This is a genomic window from Oceanisphaera ostreae, from assembly GCF_042676125.1.
GTDB lineage: Bacteria > Pseudomonadota > Gammaproteobacteria > Enterobacterales > Aeromonadaceae > Oceanimonas > Oceanimonas ostreae.
The window spans coordinates 24,053-38,325 of the sequence record NZ_JBHTJS010000028.1 but is presented as its reverse complement, the minus strand read 5'-3'; the positions used below and the strand labels follow the sequence as shown (position 1 = coordinate 38,325).

General features: G+C 49.3%; 16 protein-coding genes. 12 read left to right on the top strand and 4 right to left on the bottom strand.

The features are described 5' to 3' along the window. Positions 1–5 precede the first annotated feature (5 nt). The 3 genes from ACFQ1C_RS06920 to rfaD form a co-directional block, all read right to left on the bottom strand. A complete protein-coding gene (locus ACFQ1C_RS06920) occupies positions 6–260 on the bottom strand; it encodes a hypothetical protein (RefSeq protein WP_379557872.1) in 255 nt (84 codons plus the stop codon). A 103-nt stretch (positions 261–363) separates the two neighbouring features. After that, positions 364–1,485 carry a glycosyltransferase gene (locus ACFQ1C_RS06915; protein ID WP_379557871.1) on the bottom strand — a complete coding sequence of 374 codons (1,122 nt, stop codon included), beginning with the start codon at positions 1,483–1,485 and terminating at the stop codon, positions 364–366. A gap of 40 nt (positions 1,486–1,525) precedes the next feature. Continuing rightward, the gene (rfaD, locus tag ACFQ1C_RS06910) at positions 1,526–2,479 is read right to left on the bottom strand and encodes an ADP-glyceromanno-heptose 6-epimerase (protein WP_379557870.1); all 954 of its coding nucleotides are present in this window, start codon (positions 2,477–2,479) and stop codon (positions 1,526–1,528) included. 143 nt (positions 2,480–2,622) lie between these two features. Here rfaD and ACFQ1C_RS06905 point away from each other — a divergent pair, with 143 nt between their 5' ends. From ACFQ1C_RS06905 to glpG, 10 genes are all read left to right on the top strand, one after another. After that, entirely contained in the window at positions 2,623–3,285 is a 663-nt protein-coding gene (locus ACFQ1C_RS06905; RefSeq protein WP_379557869.1) for a TetR/AcrR family transcriptional regulator, read from the top strand. A gap of 96 nt (positions 3,286–3,381) precedes the next feature. Continuing rightward, on the top strand, positions 3,382–4,572 hold the full coding sequence (locus ACFQ1C_RS06900) for a glycine C-acetyltransferase (RefSeq protein ID WP_379557868.1): 1,191 nt from the start codon (positions 3,382–3,384) through the stop codon (positions 4,570–4,572). A 10-nt stretch (positions 4,573–4,582) separates the two neighbouring features. Then, positions 4,583–5,608, top strand: a complete 1,026-nt coding sequence (gene tdh / locus ACFQ1C_RS06895; RefSeq protein WP_379557925.1) for an L-threonine 3-dehydrogenase — start codon at positions 4,583–4,585, stop codon at positions 5,606–5,608. 242 nt (positions 5,609–5,850) lie between these two features. Next, positions 5,851–6,966: a branched-chain amino acid ABC transporter substrate-binding protein gene (locus tag ACFQ1C_RS06890; protein WP_379557867.1), complete on the top strand. Its 1,116-nt coding sequence runs from the start codon at positions 5,851–5,853 to the stop codon at positions 6,964–6,966. Positions 6,967–7,148: 182 nt separating this feature from the next. Continuing rightward, positions 7,149–8,072, top strand: coding sequence for a high-affinity branched-chain amino acid ABC transporter permease LivH (gene livH / locus ACFQ1C_RS06885; protein WP_379557866.1), 924 nt, complete (start codon positions 7,149–7,151; stop codon positions 8,070–8,072). Next, positions 8,069–9,310, top strand: coding sequence for a high-affinity branched-chain amino acid ABC transporter permease LivM (locus tag ACFQ1C_RS06880; RefSeq protein ID WP_379557865.1), 1,242 nt, complete (start codon positions 8,069–8,071; stop codon positions 9,308–9,310). The genes livH and ACFQ1C_RS06880 overlap by 4 nt, the downstream gene beginning before the upstream one ends. Further along, a complete protein-coding gene (gene livG / locus ACFQ1C_RS06875) occupies positions 9,307–10,071 on the top strand; it encodes a high-affinity branched-chain amino acid ABC transporter ATP-binding protein LivG (protein WP_379557864.1) in 765 nt (254 codons plus the stop codon). Before ACFQ1C_RS06880 ends, livG begins: the two co-directional genes overlap by 4 nt. 2 nt (positions 10,072–10,073) lie before the next feature. Next, positions 10,074–10,778 carry an ABC transporter ATP-binding protein gene (locus ACFQ1C_RS06870; protein ID WP_379557863.1) on the top strand — a complete coding sequence of 235 codons (705 nt, stop codon included), beginning with the start codon at positions 10,074–10,076 and terminating at the stop codon, positions 10,776–10,778. A 187-nt stretch (positions 10,779–10,965) separates the two neighbouring features. Next, positions 10,966–11,283: a thiosulfate sulfurtransferase GlpE gene (gene glpE / locus ACFQ1C_RS06865; RefSeq protein ID WP_379557862.1), complete on the top strand. Its 318-nt coding sequence runs from the start codon at positions 10,966–10,968 to the stop codon at positions 11,281–11,283. Then, entirely contained in the window at positions 11,283–12,116 is an 834-nt protein-coding gene (glpG, locus tag ACFQ1C_RS06860) for a rhomboid family intramembrane serine protease GlpG (RefSeq protein WP_379557861.1), read from the top strand. The genes glpE and glpG overlap by 1 nt, the downstream gene beginning before the upstream one ends. A gap of 13 nt (positions 12,117–12,129) precedes the next feature. Here the strand turns inward: glpG and ACFQ1C_RS06855 are convergent, their stop codons facing one another. Next, positions 12,130–12,522 carry a flagellar basal body-associated FliL family protein gene (locus ACFQ1C_RS06855; RefSeq protein WP_379557860.1) on the bottom strand — a complete coding sequence of 131 codons (393 nt, stop codon included), beginning with the start codon at positions 12,520–12,522 and terminating at the stop codon, positions 12,130–12,132. Between the two features lie 134 nt (positions 12,523–12,656). Here ACFQ1C_RS06855 and ACFQ1C_RS06850 point away from each other — a divergent pair, with 134 nt between their 5' ends. After that, positions 12,657–13,298, top strand: coding sequence for a chorismate--pyruvate lyase family protein (locus tag ACFQ1C_RS06850; RefSeq protein WP_379557859.1), 642 nt, complete (start codon positions 12,657–12,659; stop codon positions 13,296–13,298). Continuing rightward, positions 13,295–14,167: a 4-hydroxybenzoate octaprenyltransferase gene (gene ubiA / locus ACFQ1C_RS06845; protein ID WP_379557858.1), complete on the top strand. Its 873-nt coding sequence runs from the start codon at positions 13,295–13,297 to the stop codon at positions 14,165–14,167. The genes ACFQ1C_RS06850 and ubiA overlap by 4 nt, the downstream gene beginning before the upstream one ends. The last annotated feature ends 106 nt before the right edge of the window (positions 14,168–14,273 follow it).

Here is a 14,273-nt window from a genome sequence, read left to right as displayed (position 1 = left end):
AATGTTTATATTTCTTGATAGCATGCAGTCACTTCCAATGCTGAGTGTTGTGTTATTACCTTTTGATGAAAGATAGCCCCGCCGATATCAGTATTTTCACCAGTGGTTATGTCGCAATGGTCACCTGCAATGTTTAATTGAGAGTAGCTAACATTAGCTCCATCTTTGATAGTTATTGTATTGTTTCCCTTTATTGATATCTTACAATTTCTTAATTTCCCTGCTCCTTCTACCAAAATAACATTCTCGACACCCTTCACTCTTAGTTTATTCCATATTAAATAGGATTTTTTGATAAGAAGAGTTTATTTTTTAATATTCTAATAGAGTTGGTCAATCTAAGATAGATGTATTTGTTCATGATTATTCAATAATAGATGGTTGATTAAGGTAAATAACAGATAAAGCCAGTACATGAGCATGTATGCTAAATATATTTTTAGCTCTGTTTTTAGCCGAATGAGATATTTCTTGGTAATCTTTTTGTTGAATTTTTTTGATAGCGAGTGCAAAGCTCTCAGCCGAGTCTGGTGATGCTAACAAGCCCGTATTGGCAATGATTTCTGGCAAAGCCCCGGAACTTGCGGCAACGATTTTTTTTCCCGCTGCCATTGCCTCGATGGCGGTTAGACCAAACGCTTCATTTTTTGAAGGGATACAGACTACGTCCATGATCGCAAGTAAATTAGGCATATCAGCGCGAAAGCCAGAGAAGATCACTTTGTCGGTTAGTTTAGCGTCATCTATCTTATTTTTTAACCCTCTAATAAAATCTTCATCTGCACCATCTTGTGCACTGAGCCCACCAACGATAAGGAGTTTTGCATCTTTGAAATCACTATCGTTTTGCAATAATTTAAAGGCATCAAGTAGTACCAGATGTCCTTTCCCTGGGCAGAGTCGACCGGGTAAACCAATAATAAGTTGTTGTTCAGGTAGCCCCAGCTCTTGCTTGATATCGATGACTGTTCGATCTGGGTCTTGAAACTCAGTGCCTAACCAAAGCCGCTTTATTTTACTTGGGTCCACGGGAAGAGCTTTAATATTACGGGCTAAGGTGACATCGCTGATAGAGAGCACTTGATCGACATGGCTATATACCCAACGATGTATCAGATCTTTTTTTGGACGAGTCACACCCATATGCTCAGTAAAAATCACACGACAGCCAATTATTTTTTTTAGTATGGCAGCCAATCGCAGATCGCTTGATTTATGGCAATGCAGCACCGTGACTTTTTTTATTTTAAGCCAGTTCACTAGCTTACGGATCCCGACAAAAGCACTAGCTTGGCTGTCGACTTCAAAAACATCACTTCCCACGTTGTGAAATGATTGGGCTACCTTGCCGCCTTTTAGGCAGATAGCCACTGCTTGCCAGCCTTGTTCTGGTAAGTACTTGCTGACACGAGCCGGATACATTTCTAGCCCGCCCCAGCCTTTAGAAAGACAAATATGGGCAACACAGTGGCTACTATTATTCATATAGATCCTTATTTATTCGGCTTTTTATCGACTTAACTATTTACCGATTTAACCAAGCCAAATATTCACTGGTGCCTTCGGGCACAGTTTTAAACTCGTGGGGATAACCGGCGGCGCGCAGCTTGGTGAGATCCGCTTGGGTAAAGCTTTGATAGCGGCCCTTTAACTGCTCGGGAAAGGGGATATATTCGATTTCACCCTTGTTGTGATGCTTGATCACCGCTTCTGCTACGTTTTGGAATGGTTCGGCTTGACCGGTGCCGCAGTTGAAGATACCGCTTACTTCTGGATTTTTCCAGAACCACAGGTTTACCTTGCACACATCTGCCACATAGATGAAGTCGCGCATTTGACCACCGTCAGGGAAGCCATCACAACCAGCGAACAGCTTAGGGTTTTCGCCTTTATGCAGCTGTGTATTCAAGTGGAACGCCACGCTCGACATACCGCCTTTGTGTTGTTCGCGAGGGCCGTAAACGTTGAAATACTTTAATCCGATTACTTGAGAGTTAATCTCTGGCATTAAACGGCGTACGTACTGGTCGAACAATTGCTTTGAGTAACCATAGACGTTGAGCGGCTGCTCATATTGCGGCTCTTCAATAAAGTTGTCGTTGCGCCCACCATAGGTGGCAGCAGAAGAGGCATATAGGAACGGGATCTCACGCTCGATACAGTAATGCAGCAAGTCTTTGGAGTATTGGTAGTTGTTTTCCATCATGAACTTGCCGTCCCACTCGGTGGTGGCTGAGCAAGCGCCTTCGTGGAAAATCACTTCGATGCCGCCCCATTCTTCAAAATCGTCGCCAGAAAAAACGCGCTGAATAAACTCGTCTTTATCGAGATAGTCGGCAATGGTGAGGTCGACTAAGTTGACGAACTTGGTGCCATCGGTGAGATCATCGACAACCACTATATCGGTGCGCCCTTGGTCGTTGAGGGTTTTTACCAGATTACTGCCGATAAAGCCGGCGCCGCCAGTTACAATGATCATCGCTGTATGCCTCTTGTTGGCCGGAAGCTGTCCGGCAAAACGAACTAAATTACGTATAAGTTTATCACGCTTAGCCGGCAGAAAACTAACCCAGCAGCCTGTGTTATGCTTTGATAAACAACTTTAAATATTTGGTTACGCCGATGAAAACCAAAGAACGTATTGTCTCTGCAGCTTTACAGCTGTTTAATGAGCAAGGTGAAGCAAACGTCACCACCAACCATATTGCCGCTCACCTAGGGATCAGCCCTGGTAACCTCTATTATCACTTTCGCAATAAAAACGACATTATCCACCAAATTTTTCTGCAATATAGCGACCACTTACGCAAAGGTTTTACACCCATTAATGGGCCTGCCAGTGCCAGCCCCGCGGTATGGTTTCATTATTTAGATGCCATCTTTTACGTGATGTGGGAGTTTCGTTTTTTTTACGCCAACCTCAACGATATTTTACAAAGAGACGATGAATTGCATCGCCAGTACCTTGAGGTGCAGCAAGAGCTCACCATCAATTTGCAGTCGTTGCTGCGAGAGCTGAACAAACAACAAGTGCTGGCCATTCCCGATAGTGAAATAGAACCCATCACCGAAATACTCAGAATGTTGGTGTCGTTCTGGGTTAGTTATCAGTCGGCACAATCGCTTACGCCGCACATTAGCCAAGCCGTGCTCTATGAAGGAGTATCTCGGGTGCTATTGCTGCTTAAGCCTTACGTTCAGCCCGAGCAGGGACTCGAAATGGCCAAGCTGATGGCACATTATCAGGCGCTTGCGACCAAACCCAGTGATCCCTTTCACAAATAGCGCTTACTGGTGGAATATAATGTGAATTTTTGGTTATTAAGAAGTAAAATGACCTGGTTAATGCTCATTTAGCCAGATTGATAGCGGGAGTTCACTATGTCAGCGGCATTTTATGCTTATTTATCCGAACAGTTAGCGCAAACCAAAGCGGAAGGGCTCTTCAAACAAGAGCGTATTATTAGTTCTGCTCAAAATGCGGCCATCACCGTAGGACAACATGAGGTGATTAATTTTTGTGCCAACAACTACTTAGGGTTGGCAAATCACCCAGAGCTAATACAAGCCGCAAAAGCCGGTCTTGATAGCCACGGTTTTGGCATGGCATCGGTGCGCTTTATTTGCGGTACTCAAGACTTACATAAACAGCTGGAAGCCGACTTATCTGCCTTTTTAGGTATGGAAGATACCATTCTGTACACCTCTTGCTTTGATGCCAATACCGGTTTGTTTGAAACCCTGCTTGGCCCAGACGACGCCATTATTTCTGATGCGCTGAATCATGCTTCCATTATTGACGGCGTGCGCTTGTGCAAAGCCAAGCGTTATCGCTATGCCAACAATAATATGGCCGAGTTAGAAGCGCAGCTGCAGCAAGCAGAGGCCGATGGCGCACGTTTTAAGTTGATTGCCACCGACGGCGTGTTCTCGATGGATGGCGTGATTGCTAATTTGAGCGCCATTTGCGACTTGGCCGAGCAATATAATGCCATGGTAATGGTCGATGATTCTCACGCGGTGGGTTTTGTGGGCGAACAAGGCCGCGGGACTCCCGAGTTTTGCGGTGTCATGGATCGGGTTGATATTATCACCGGTACTTTGGGCAAAGCCTTGGGCGGAGCATCTGGCGGTTATACCTCGGGTAAAAAAGAAGTGATCGACTGGTTACGCCAGCGCTCACGACCTTATCTGTTTTCTAACTCGGTGGCGCCGGCCATTGTTGGAGCGTCCATCAAAGTGCTTGAAATGCTGAAGAACGGTGCTCAACTGCGTGAAAAAGTACGAGCAAACAGTGCTTATTTTCGCCAGCAGATGAGCGCGGCTGGCTTTACTTTAGCAGGCTCAGATCATGCGATTATTCCGGTGATGCTGGGCGATGCGGCGCTGGCCTCACAAATGTCCGATAAGTTACTGGCGCGCGGCATTTACGTGATTGGTTTCTCCTTCCCGGTGGTGCCAAAAGGTCAGGCGCGTATTCGTACTCAAATGTCGGCGGCGCACAGTCGTGAGCAGTTAGATAAAGCCATTGCTGCCTTTACTGATGTAGGCCAAGAGCTGGGTGTAATTTAAGGAAGCCATGATGAAAGCATTAGCAAAATTGAAAGCAGAACCCGGCATCTGGATGACAGACGTACCCGAGCCGGAGTTGGGGCATAACGATTTATTGATAAAAATTCGTAAAACCGCCATTTGCGGTACCGATATTCATATTTATAACTGGGATGAATGGGCGCAAAATACCATACCCGTACCCATGGTAGTAGGGCATGAATATGTCGGAGAAGTGGTGGCTTTGGGCCAAGAAGTGCGTGGCTTTGCGGTAGGCGATCGCGTCTCGGGTGAAGGCCATATTACTTGCGGTCATTGCCGTAACTGCCGTGCTGGGCGCACTCACTTGTGCCGTAATACGGTAGGTGTCGGTGTTAACCGCGAAGGTTCTTTTGCCGAATATCTGGTCATTCCGGCGTTTAATGCCTTTAAACTGCCCGACGAAGTGTCTGACGATCTTGCGGCTATTTTTGACCCCTTTGGTAATGCAGTGCATACCGCCTTGTCGTTCGATTTGGTGGGTGAAGATGTATTGATCACTGGTGCGGGACCTATTGGCATTATGGCGGCAGCAGTGGCCCGTCACGTAGGTGCCCGTCACGTGGTGATCACCGATGTGAATGAATATCGATTGGATCTAGCGCGCAAGATGGGCGTGACCCGTGCAGTCAATGTGGCCAGCGAAAAGCTGGAGACCGTGATGTCTGAGCTGGGCATGACCGAAGGCTTCGATGTGGGATTGGAAATGTCTGGCGTACCAGCCGCTTTCTGCGACATGCTCGATAAGATGAACCACGGCGGCAAGATAGCTATGTTGGGCATCCCCCCATCGGATATGGCGATTGACTGGACCAAGGTCATCTTCAAAGGCTTGGTACTCAAGGGCATCTACGGCCGAGAAATGTTTGAAACTTGGTACAAGATGGCCAGCCTGATCCAATCCGGTCTGGATTTAAGCCCGATGATCACCCATCACTTCAAGGTGGATGATTTTCAGCAGGGATTCGACACCATGCGCTCTGGTCAATCCGGCAAGGTAATCCTCGACTGGACCTAAAACCCGCTCGATTATTTTGATGACAAAAGGTCGGCTAAGCCGGCCTTTTGTATTTAAAGTGTTAATTTTCTGCGCTTATCCCTCCTGTTGTAATGTACGCCTTGCTTCACAATTCTGGTATTTCTGCTATAACCGGTGTCATACGCAACACATTTTGCTTGTGAAAATGACACACTCAGGTTAGAAAAAGAACAGTCCGAAGTTTCTTCGGCGCAATAACTCAATGGATAGAGGGAAGCGAAATGAGCACATGGAACAAGAAAGCGGTGGCAGCGGCGGTATCGGTTGCCCTAGGTTATGGCGCGGCGTTTTCGGCCTCGGCAGAAACCGTTAAAATCGGTATTGCTGGGCCCATTACCGGCGCGGTGGCGCAATATGGTGATATGCAGTTTACCGGCGCTCGTATGGCGGTCGAAATGCTCAACAAGTCGGGCACTCTGGGGGACTATACCCTGGAGGCCGTTGAATACGATGATGCCTGCGATCCCAAGCAGGCGGTGGCTGTGGCGAACCGGGTAGTGAACGATGGCATCCAGTTTGTAGTCGGTCATCTGTGCTCCGACAGCACCTTACCTGCCTCGGATGTTTACGACGATGAAGGCATTCTCATGGTCACCCCTGCCTCTACCAACCCGGTGATCACCGAGCGTAACCTGGAATTTGTAATGCGCACCATTGGGCTGGACAGTGATCAGGGCCCGACTGCGGCTCGTTACATCATGGAGCAGGTCAAGCCCAAGCGCATTGCCATTATTCATGACAAAAAACAATACGGTGAAGGTCTGGCCTCCAGCGTACGCGATGCACTACAAGCGGCCGGCGTGGAAGTGGTAGCCTACGAAGGGGTAACCTCGGGCGATAAAGACTTTTCTACGCTAGTAGCTAAGCTACAGCGCGATAAGGTCGATTTTGTTTATTACGGTGGCTATCACCCAGAACTGGGGCTGATTTTGCGCCAATCTTCCGAAAAGGGTTTTAACGCCCGTTTTATGGGGCCGGAAGGTGTGGGGCATAAAGACATTACGTCTATTGCCGGCGAAGCGTCGGAAGGCTTGTTGGTCACTCTGCCGAAAAAGTATGATTTGGATCCGGCAAACGTCGAAGTAGTGCAGGCTATTCAGGCGAAGGGTGACGACGCCAGTGGTCCTTTTGTGTGGACCACTTATGCGGCAGTTGAAGCCATTGCCGAAGGCCTTAAACGTGCGGGCACCGACCCAGTAGCGGTCGCAAAAGCACTGCGTGCCGAGCCTGTTAATACCGTAATGGGGCCTTTGTCCTGGGATGAAAAAGGCGATCTCATGGGGTTTGAGTTTGGCGTATTTGAATGGCATAAAGACGGCACTTCAACTGAGATGTAAGTAAGACAGCGTTTGCTCTATCTAGTAATCAAGTAATGATCGATTAAGCGGCTCAGCCATCGGTTGGCCGAGTCGCTTTCATCGAACCAGTTCAAGTTTACTTATATATTCGAGCGCCAAAATGGTGCCGGTATTGCCCTCAAACCAAGGGTTTCTCTCGCTCTTACGACAAGGAAAGTTGTATGTCTGAGCCCGCACTTTATTTTATTCAACAGCTGCTTAATGGCCTGACTATTGGCAGTACTTACGCACTCATCGCCATCGGTTACACCATGGTGTATGGCATTATCGGCATGATCAACTTCGCCCATGGCGAGGTGTATATGATTGGCGCCTATGGCTCTTTTATGGTGATGACGGGGCTGATGATGGTAGGTATTGACAGCACCTTGCTGTTATTAACCGCCGCCTTTCTGGGCAGCATCATTTTAACCAGCGTATATGGCTATTCCATAGAGCGAGTGGCCTACCGCCCCCTGCGTGGCAGCAAACGGCTCATTGCGTTGATCTCCGCCATCGGTATGTCGATTTTTTTACAGAATATGATGCGCCTGTTTCAGGGTTCGCGAGATATCGCCATGCCCCGGCTGATTTCCGGTGGCTGGACCTTTGGCGAGGGCGGTTTTCAGGCCTCTCTGTCTTATATGCAGCTGATTATCTTTTTGGTAACCGTAATCACCATGACCTTGCTGTCGTGGTTTATCTCTCGCTCGCGCATGGGCCGTGCCTGCCGAGCCTGTGCCGAAGATCTTCAAATGGCTAATCTGCTTGGCATCAACAGCAATATGGTGATTTCGCTCACCTTCGTGATTGGTGCCGCCCTAGCGGCAATAGCCGGTGTCTTGCTTGGGTCTTACTACGGCGTAATTAACCCCTACATTGGCTTTATGGCTGGGCTCAAGGCGTTTACCGCCGCCGTACTCGGTGGCATCGGCAGTATTCCTGGTGCCGTTATTGGGGGGCTGTTGTTGGGAGTGACCGAGGCCATGACCGGGGCCTATTTCAGCACCGAATATAAAGACGTGGTGTCTTTTGGACTGCTGATCGGGGTGTTGTTGTTTATGCCGACCGGTATTTTAGGCAAGCCGGAGGTAGAAAAAGTATGAGTAAATTAAAACCTGCTTTTATTGCTGGCCTGCTGTTTTTATTACTGGCTGGTTGGCTGTTGGGCTTTCGGCTGGAAACCGAGGGCACCCAGCTGATTGTAAGTAATCGGATGGATCAAGCCTGGGAGTGGCTGGCGCTGGGTGCCGGTCTGGTGTTTTTGGTGCAGCTGTTTCATCATCAATTGCGTAAACCTTTTCAGTACTGGTCACAGCGCAAAGGTAGTTTTTCCTTGCCGGCGCAGGAAGAACGGCCCGGTTTGTATCGCATCGTAACCGTGTTGGTGTTGGCCACCTTGCTTATCTGGCCTTTTATGGGCTCTCGCGGTGCCGTGGACTTGGCAACTTTGACGCTGATTTATGTGATGTTGGGGCTAGGGCTCAACGTCGTTGTGGGCTTAGCTGGATTGCTGGATTTGGGCTATGTCGCCTTTTATGCGGTGGGTGCCTACAGCTATGCGCTGCTGAATACTTACTTTGGGCTGGATTTTTGGACCTGTTTGTTGGTCTCCGGTGGCATGGCTGCGTTATTCGGCTTTTTGCTCGGTTTTCCGGTGTTGCGGTTGCGCGGTGACTACCTGGCTATCGTCACTTTGGGGTTTGGCGAAATCATCCGAATTTTGCTGAACAACATGACCGAGATCACCGGCGGCCCGAACGGTATTGCCGGTATTCCCAAACCTACCTTGTTTGGGTTGGAGTTTGAGCGTCGCGGCGACAATACATTTCATGAATATTTTGAGATAGCCTACAACTCCAGTCATAAGGTTATTTTTCTGTACTTGCTGGCATTAATTCTGGTGGTGCTGACGATTTTCGTTATTAACCGCTTATTGCGTATGCCGCTGGGACGAGCGTGGGAAGCGTTGCGCGAGGATGAAATTGCCTGTCGCTCGCTGGGGCTTAACCCAACGCTTATCAAGCTCAGTGCTTTTACCATAGGTGCGGCTTTTGCCGGTTTTGCCGGCTGCTTTTTTGCGGCACGCCAGGGCTTTATCAGCCCCGAGTCTTTCATCTTTATCGAATCGGCCATCATCCTGGCCATCGTGGTGTTGGGCGGCATGGGGTCCCAAATTGGGGTGGTACTGGCGGCCATCGTCATGACAATATTGCCGGAATTAACCCGCGAATTTAACGAATACCGCATGTTGTTGTTTGGCTTGTTGATGGTGCTGATGATGATTTGGCGGCCTCAGGGGCTATTGCCGATGCGCCGACCACATATGGAGCTAAAACCATGACGGCTTTATTAACGGTTTCCGGTCTCACCATGCGCTTTGGCGGGTTAGTCGCGGTGGATCAAGTGGCGCTGAATATGCAAGAGCGGCAAATCGTCTCTGTAATTGGTCCGAATGGCGCCGGAAAAACCACCGTGTTCAACTGTTTGTCGGGCTTTTATCAGCCCAGTGGCGGCTCGGTGCAATTCAAAGGGCAGGCCATTGCGGGTATGCCTGGTCATAAGATTGCTCGTCTAGGCATGGTGCGGACCTTTCAGCATGTGCGTTTGTTCAAAGAGATGACGGTGCTCGAGAACCTGCTGGTGGCGCAGCATTTTCATCTTAATACCGGGTTTCTGTCGGGGTTGTTTAAAACACCGGCCTTTCGCCGCTCGGAGCGGGAAGGGCTAGCGCTGGCGCATTATTGGCTAGAAAAAGTACAGCTTACCGAGTTTGCCAACCGGACCGCGGATAACTTGTCTTACGGCCAGCAACGGCGACTAGAAATTGCCCGTTGCATGGCGGCACGGCCACAACTGTTGATGCTGGACGAGCCGGCGGCGGGGCTAAACCCGAATGAAACTCATGAGCTGAATCGGCTGATTTGCGACTTGCGTGACAACGAAGGGGTGAGCATTTTATTAATTGAGCACGACATGAAGCTGGTGATGGATATTTCCGATTACATTTATGTAGTGAATCAGGGGCGCCCCTTAGCCGAAGGCACGCCAGAGCAGGTGCGCAATAATGCAGATGTGATCAAAGCCTACCTGGGAGAAACCTGAACATGCTGCATGTGGATAATGTTAATGCCGGTTATGGCAAGATTCAGGCGCTGGAAAACGTCACCATCAATATAGAGCAGGGTGAAATTGTCACCTTGATTGGTGCCAACGGCGCCGGTAAAACCACCTTGATGATGACCATTTGTGGCGAGCCCAAGCCGACTCAGGGGCGGGTGATGTTTGAGGGCCAGGATCTCACCAGCCTAGATACGGCCGCCATTATGCGTAAAGACATCGCCATCGTGCCGGAAGGACGACGAATTTTTGCTCGACTCTCGGTGGAAGAAAACCTGTATATGGGCGCCTTTTTCGTTGATAAGCGCGAGCACGAAGGGTTGCTCGCCGAGGTATACCAGATGTTTCCTCGACTCAAGGAGCGAATGCATCAGCGCGCTGGCACCATGTCGGGGGGGGAGCAGCAAATGCTGGCCATCGGCCGCGCCCTGATGAGCAAGCCGCGATTGTTGCTACTAGACGAGCCTTCGCTGGGTTTGGCGCCCATTATCATTGCGCAGATTTTTGCCACCATAGCGCGGCTGCGTACCGAAAAAGGCATGACTATCTTTCTGGTTGAGCAAAATGCCAATCAGGCGCTGCAGCTGGCCGACCGAGGTTATGTGTTGGAAAACGGTCGGGTTATTTTGGCCGATACCGGTGCTGCCCTGTTGGTCAACGAACAGGTACGACAGGCGTATTTGGGGGGCTAACTAAAAACATCGCGATAAGCCTTACGTTGTAAGTGGTAGATAAACATCGGCTTACTTTTACTGCCAAGGTATGGCTTAAAGCGTAAAGCTGCTATTCGACAGGCTGAGTGCTGATAATAAAACACTGCCTAATGCCAAGTGGGATGAGATTGGGTAAACTGGCCGAAATTAATGCAAGGAGTTACCCATGGAACAGTTTGCCCATATTTCTGTTGCCGAGGCCGATAGCCTGCTGGCGAAAGGTCAGGCTCGATTGGTGGATATTCGCGATCCCCAGTCGTTTGCCCTGGCGCATGTTGAACAGTCTTTTCATTTAACTAACGACAGTATGGTCACCTTTACTAACGAGGTTGATTACGAGACGCCGGTTATCGTGATGTGTTATCACGGCGTTAGTAGTCAAGGTGCCGCTCAATACCTTATTAATCAAGGTTTTGAAGAGGTGTACAGCCTAGATGGCGGCTTTGAAGCTTGGCGTCGCACACAGCCTGTTGTGGCGCAGTAATGAAGTTGCTGTTAGTGCTAGATGATCCGCGCCGTGCTCAGTCATTCGTAGATTACCTAGCTGACATCGGCTTTAAATGCGAACTGACGCTGGATGATGAGCACAATGTTAGTATTTGGCTGGTCGATGAGTCGCAGTGGCTGACCGCTGAGCCAGAGGTAAAGCGCTTTATTGCCGAGCCGCTGCATCCTCGCTATCAAGACGCTGCCTGGCGTCAGGGCGATACTCAAGTACACTTTGCCAAGGGGCAATCGCAACCAGGCTTGTTCAGAGACGTGCTTAGCCGCACCGGCCCCGTCAATATGCTAGTGCTGCTGGCCTGCGTAATAGTATATGGCTTCAGCCGCTTGGGTCTGCCTATGTTTGAGCTGTTGGCATTTCCGCCGCAGCTTTCATTGTTGCTGGGACTCGATTTTTGGCGCGGTTTTACGCCTGCATTATTGCACTTCTCTTTAATGCACTTGGTGTTCAATTTATTTTGGTGGTGGTATCTGTCCAGTATGGTCGAGCGCCGTCGTGGACATGGCAAATTACTGCTCTTGTTACTGGTGGCGGCTTTGTTGCCTAATGTGATGCAGTTTTTGACCAGCGGCCCTTACTTTGGCGGCTTGTCTGGTGTGGTGTATGCGCTGCTAGCGTATGTGTGGCTATCGGGTCGACTCAACCCCATGGGTGGAATTGGCTTACCCGACGGCATGGCAGTGATCATGGTGGTGTGGCTGGTGTTAGGCTTTACCGGTGTATTGGGGCCCGTGGCTAATTTAGCCCATTTGGGCGGCGGGCTAATCGGCCTGCTGCAAGCTTGGCTTGATCGAGCCAAGCCGGTGCGGTAAACGAACTTATTACTTATTGATAGAGAAACTTGGTGAACATCAGGCGGCGAATCGGTGTTTCACCGGTTTCTTTCAATAGTAAGTCATTGAGTCTTTCTCGGCCAAGCTGTGCCAGTTCATTGCGTACTGCTAGAGAGCGAATCTCTTGCCGATTTTGCTCGGCCAGCAGGTTATTAATGGCATCTCGCAGCAGGGGGATATGCAGTTCTACCAGCGGCATTTGGTCCGCACTTTCTAGCATTAAATCTACTGTTACCCGAACATAGCCTAATGATTGCCCTGAGTTCTGGTAGTTGGTAATAATGTCAGGCTCTATGGTGTAATATAATGGCCCTTCTGGGACAGCTTCTTCCGCCTGAAGAGATCCAACGGTGAATAAGACACAAAGAGCGAGTAAGCGAAACATTAATAAGCCTTGCTAGCAGAATAATATGGGTATTGTTTAAACAAAGTGTGGGCCGGTCAAGTGAATACGTGTTTTTTGAGATTAAAGCTGCAATTAAACGGTGAACATTGCCAAGTTAATGGCGAAATACAGCCGTGATTTATCCTACAGATGCCCCCTGGAGCTGGAACACCAGGCAACCAGAACGTCAGCTAGAATCTCAACCAGAGTGTCAACAAGAGCTACGTGACTGGCTGCAAGACACCGGTTCTTTAACCGAACGCTTACGGCAATGTTGCCAACACTTTCGCGTACAATTACAGCGCACGCGTGCGCAAGTGAGTTTAACGGTAGACCAGGCGGCTTGGTTGGGTGTAGATCGCGCTTATTGCCGAGAAGTCTTATTGTTGTGTGACAATCAGCCGTGGGTTTATGCCAGCTCGCTGTATTCACCTGCCGCTTTAAAGGCCGTTCCTGCATTGGGCGGGTTAGGAGAGCGAGCTTTGGGAGAGTTATTGTTTGAGCACCCTAAACTAACCCGTAGTGACTTTGAGTTTGCGCAGCTTACTCGCAATCAGTGGCTGCAGTTGCTGCAAGAGCAAGCTGAGTTAGGCCCGGCTTCGTTATTTTCAAATATACCAACTAATACTCAAGCTAGTGCCTCGGATGCTTTGCCTTGGGCACGGCGTTCATTGCTGGCTATCCCTCAAGCTGGCGTATTGGTAACCGAATTATTTTTACCTGCAGCTCAACGTTACCGAGAGTCAAACAGAGAATTAAATAGAGAGCACCGATGACAACCACTCCCACTACCGCTCGCCCCCGCTGGCGTGCCTATATGGCATTAGCCCGACTCGACAAGCCCATTGGTACCTTACTGTTGCTGTGGCCTACCTTATGGGCGATTTGGATTGCTGGTAACGGCCAGCCGTCACCCTGGGTTTTGTTGGTGTTTGTGGTGGGCGTGTTTTCTATGCGCTCGGCGGGGTGTGTGATCAATGATTATGCGGACCGTCATATTGATGGCCATGTTAAACGCACCGTTGCCCGACCCTTGCCTGCGGGGGAACTGACGGAGCGCCAAGCGTTGGGCTTTTTTGCGTTGTTAGTGCTAATCTCTTTTTTACTGGTACTGACCATGAATGCCCTGACGATTACGCTGTCGGTGGCGGGGTTAGGCTGGGCGGCGTTATATCCCTTTATGAAGCGCTACACTCACTTGCCGCAGCTATTTTTGGGCATCGCTTTTTCTTGGGCAATCCCAATGGCGTTTGCCGCACAAAGTGATAGTTTACCAATAGGGCTGTGGTTATTATTCGCCGCTAACCTCACCTGGACCATTGCCTACGACACTATGTATGCCATGGTCGACCGCGACGATGACTTGCGCATTGGCGTTAAATCCACCGCTATTTTATTTGGCCGACGCGACAAGTTAATGGTGGGGCTATTGCAGCTGAGTACCTTGGCGTTATTAGTGGCGGCAGGGCTCGCCTTTGCGCTGGGCCCGCTGTTCTATTGGAGCTTGTTGGGTAGTGCTGGTTTGTTTGTTTATCAGCAGCGACTTATTCGCGATCGTGAACGCATGCCTTGCTTTACTGCCTTTTTGAATAACAACTTCGTAGGCATGCTGGTGTTTGTCGGCATAGTGATCACCCTGCTGTAAGACACAAATACAGCACCGAGCCTAAGATGAAATCAGATCCTATAAAGGTCCAAACATTGATCTTTTAGCTCGGTACTTGGTGTTATATTTTTGCTCAACATTCAAC

Bases quoted from the DNA above. Each gene is read 5' to 3' on its own strand.
- ACFQ1C_RS06855 (WP_379557860.1), bottom strand. From the start codon at position 12,522: ATGTTTCGCTTACTCGCTCTTTGTGTCTTATTCACCGTTGGATCTCTT.
- ACFQ1C_RS06870 (WP_379557863.1), top strand. From the start codon at position 10,074: ATGCTGCATGTGGATAATGTTAATGCCGGTTATGGCAAGATTCAGGCG.
- glpE (WP_379557862.1), top strand. From the start codon at position 10,966: ATGGAACAGTTTGCCCATATTTCTGTTGCCGAGGCCGATAGCCTGCTG.
- ACFQ1C_RS06900 (WP_379557868.1), top strand. From the start codon at position 3,382: ATGTCAGCGGCATTTTATGCTTATTTATCCGAACAGTTAGCGCAAACC.
- ACFQ1C_RS06880 (WP_379557865.1), top strand. From the start codon at position 8,069: ATGAGTAAATTAAAACCTGCTTTTATTGCTGGCCTGCTGTTTTTATTA.
- glpG (WP_379557861.1), top strand. From the start codon at position 11,283: ATGAAGTTGCTGTTAGTGCTAGATGATCCGCGCCGTGCTCAGTCATTC.
- tdh (WP_379557925.1), top strand. From the start codon at position 4,583: ATGAAAGCATTAGCAAAATTGAAAGCAGAACCCGGCATCTGGATGACA.
- ACFQ1C_RS06890 (WP_379557867.1), top strand. From the start codon at position 5,851: ATGAGCACATGGAACAAGAAAGCGGTGGCAGCGGCGGTATCGGTTGCC.
- ACFQ1C_RS06905 (WP_379557869.1), top strand. From the start codon at position 2,623: ATGAAAACCAAAGAACGTATTGTCTCTGCAGCTTTACAGCTGTTTAAT.
- ACFQ1C_RS06915 (WP_379557871.1), bottom strand. From the start codon at position 1,485: ATGAATAATAGTAGCCACTGTGTTGCCCATATTTGTCTTTCTAAAGGC.
- livG (WP_379557864.1), top strand. From the start codon at position 9,307: ATGACGGCTTTATTAACGGTTTCCGGTCTCACCATGCGCTTTGGCGGG.
- ubiA (WP_379557858.1), top strand. From the start codon at position 13,295: ATGACAACCACTCCCACTACCGCTCGCCCCCGCTGGCGTGCCTATATG.
- livH (WP_379557866.1), top strand. From the start codon at position 7,149: ATGTCTGAGCCCGCACTTTATTTTATTCAACAGCTGCTTAATGGCCTG.
- rfaD (WP_379557870.1), bottom strand. From the start codon at position 2,479: ATGATCATTGTAACTGGCGGCGCCGGCTTTATCGGCAGTAATCTGGTA.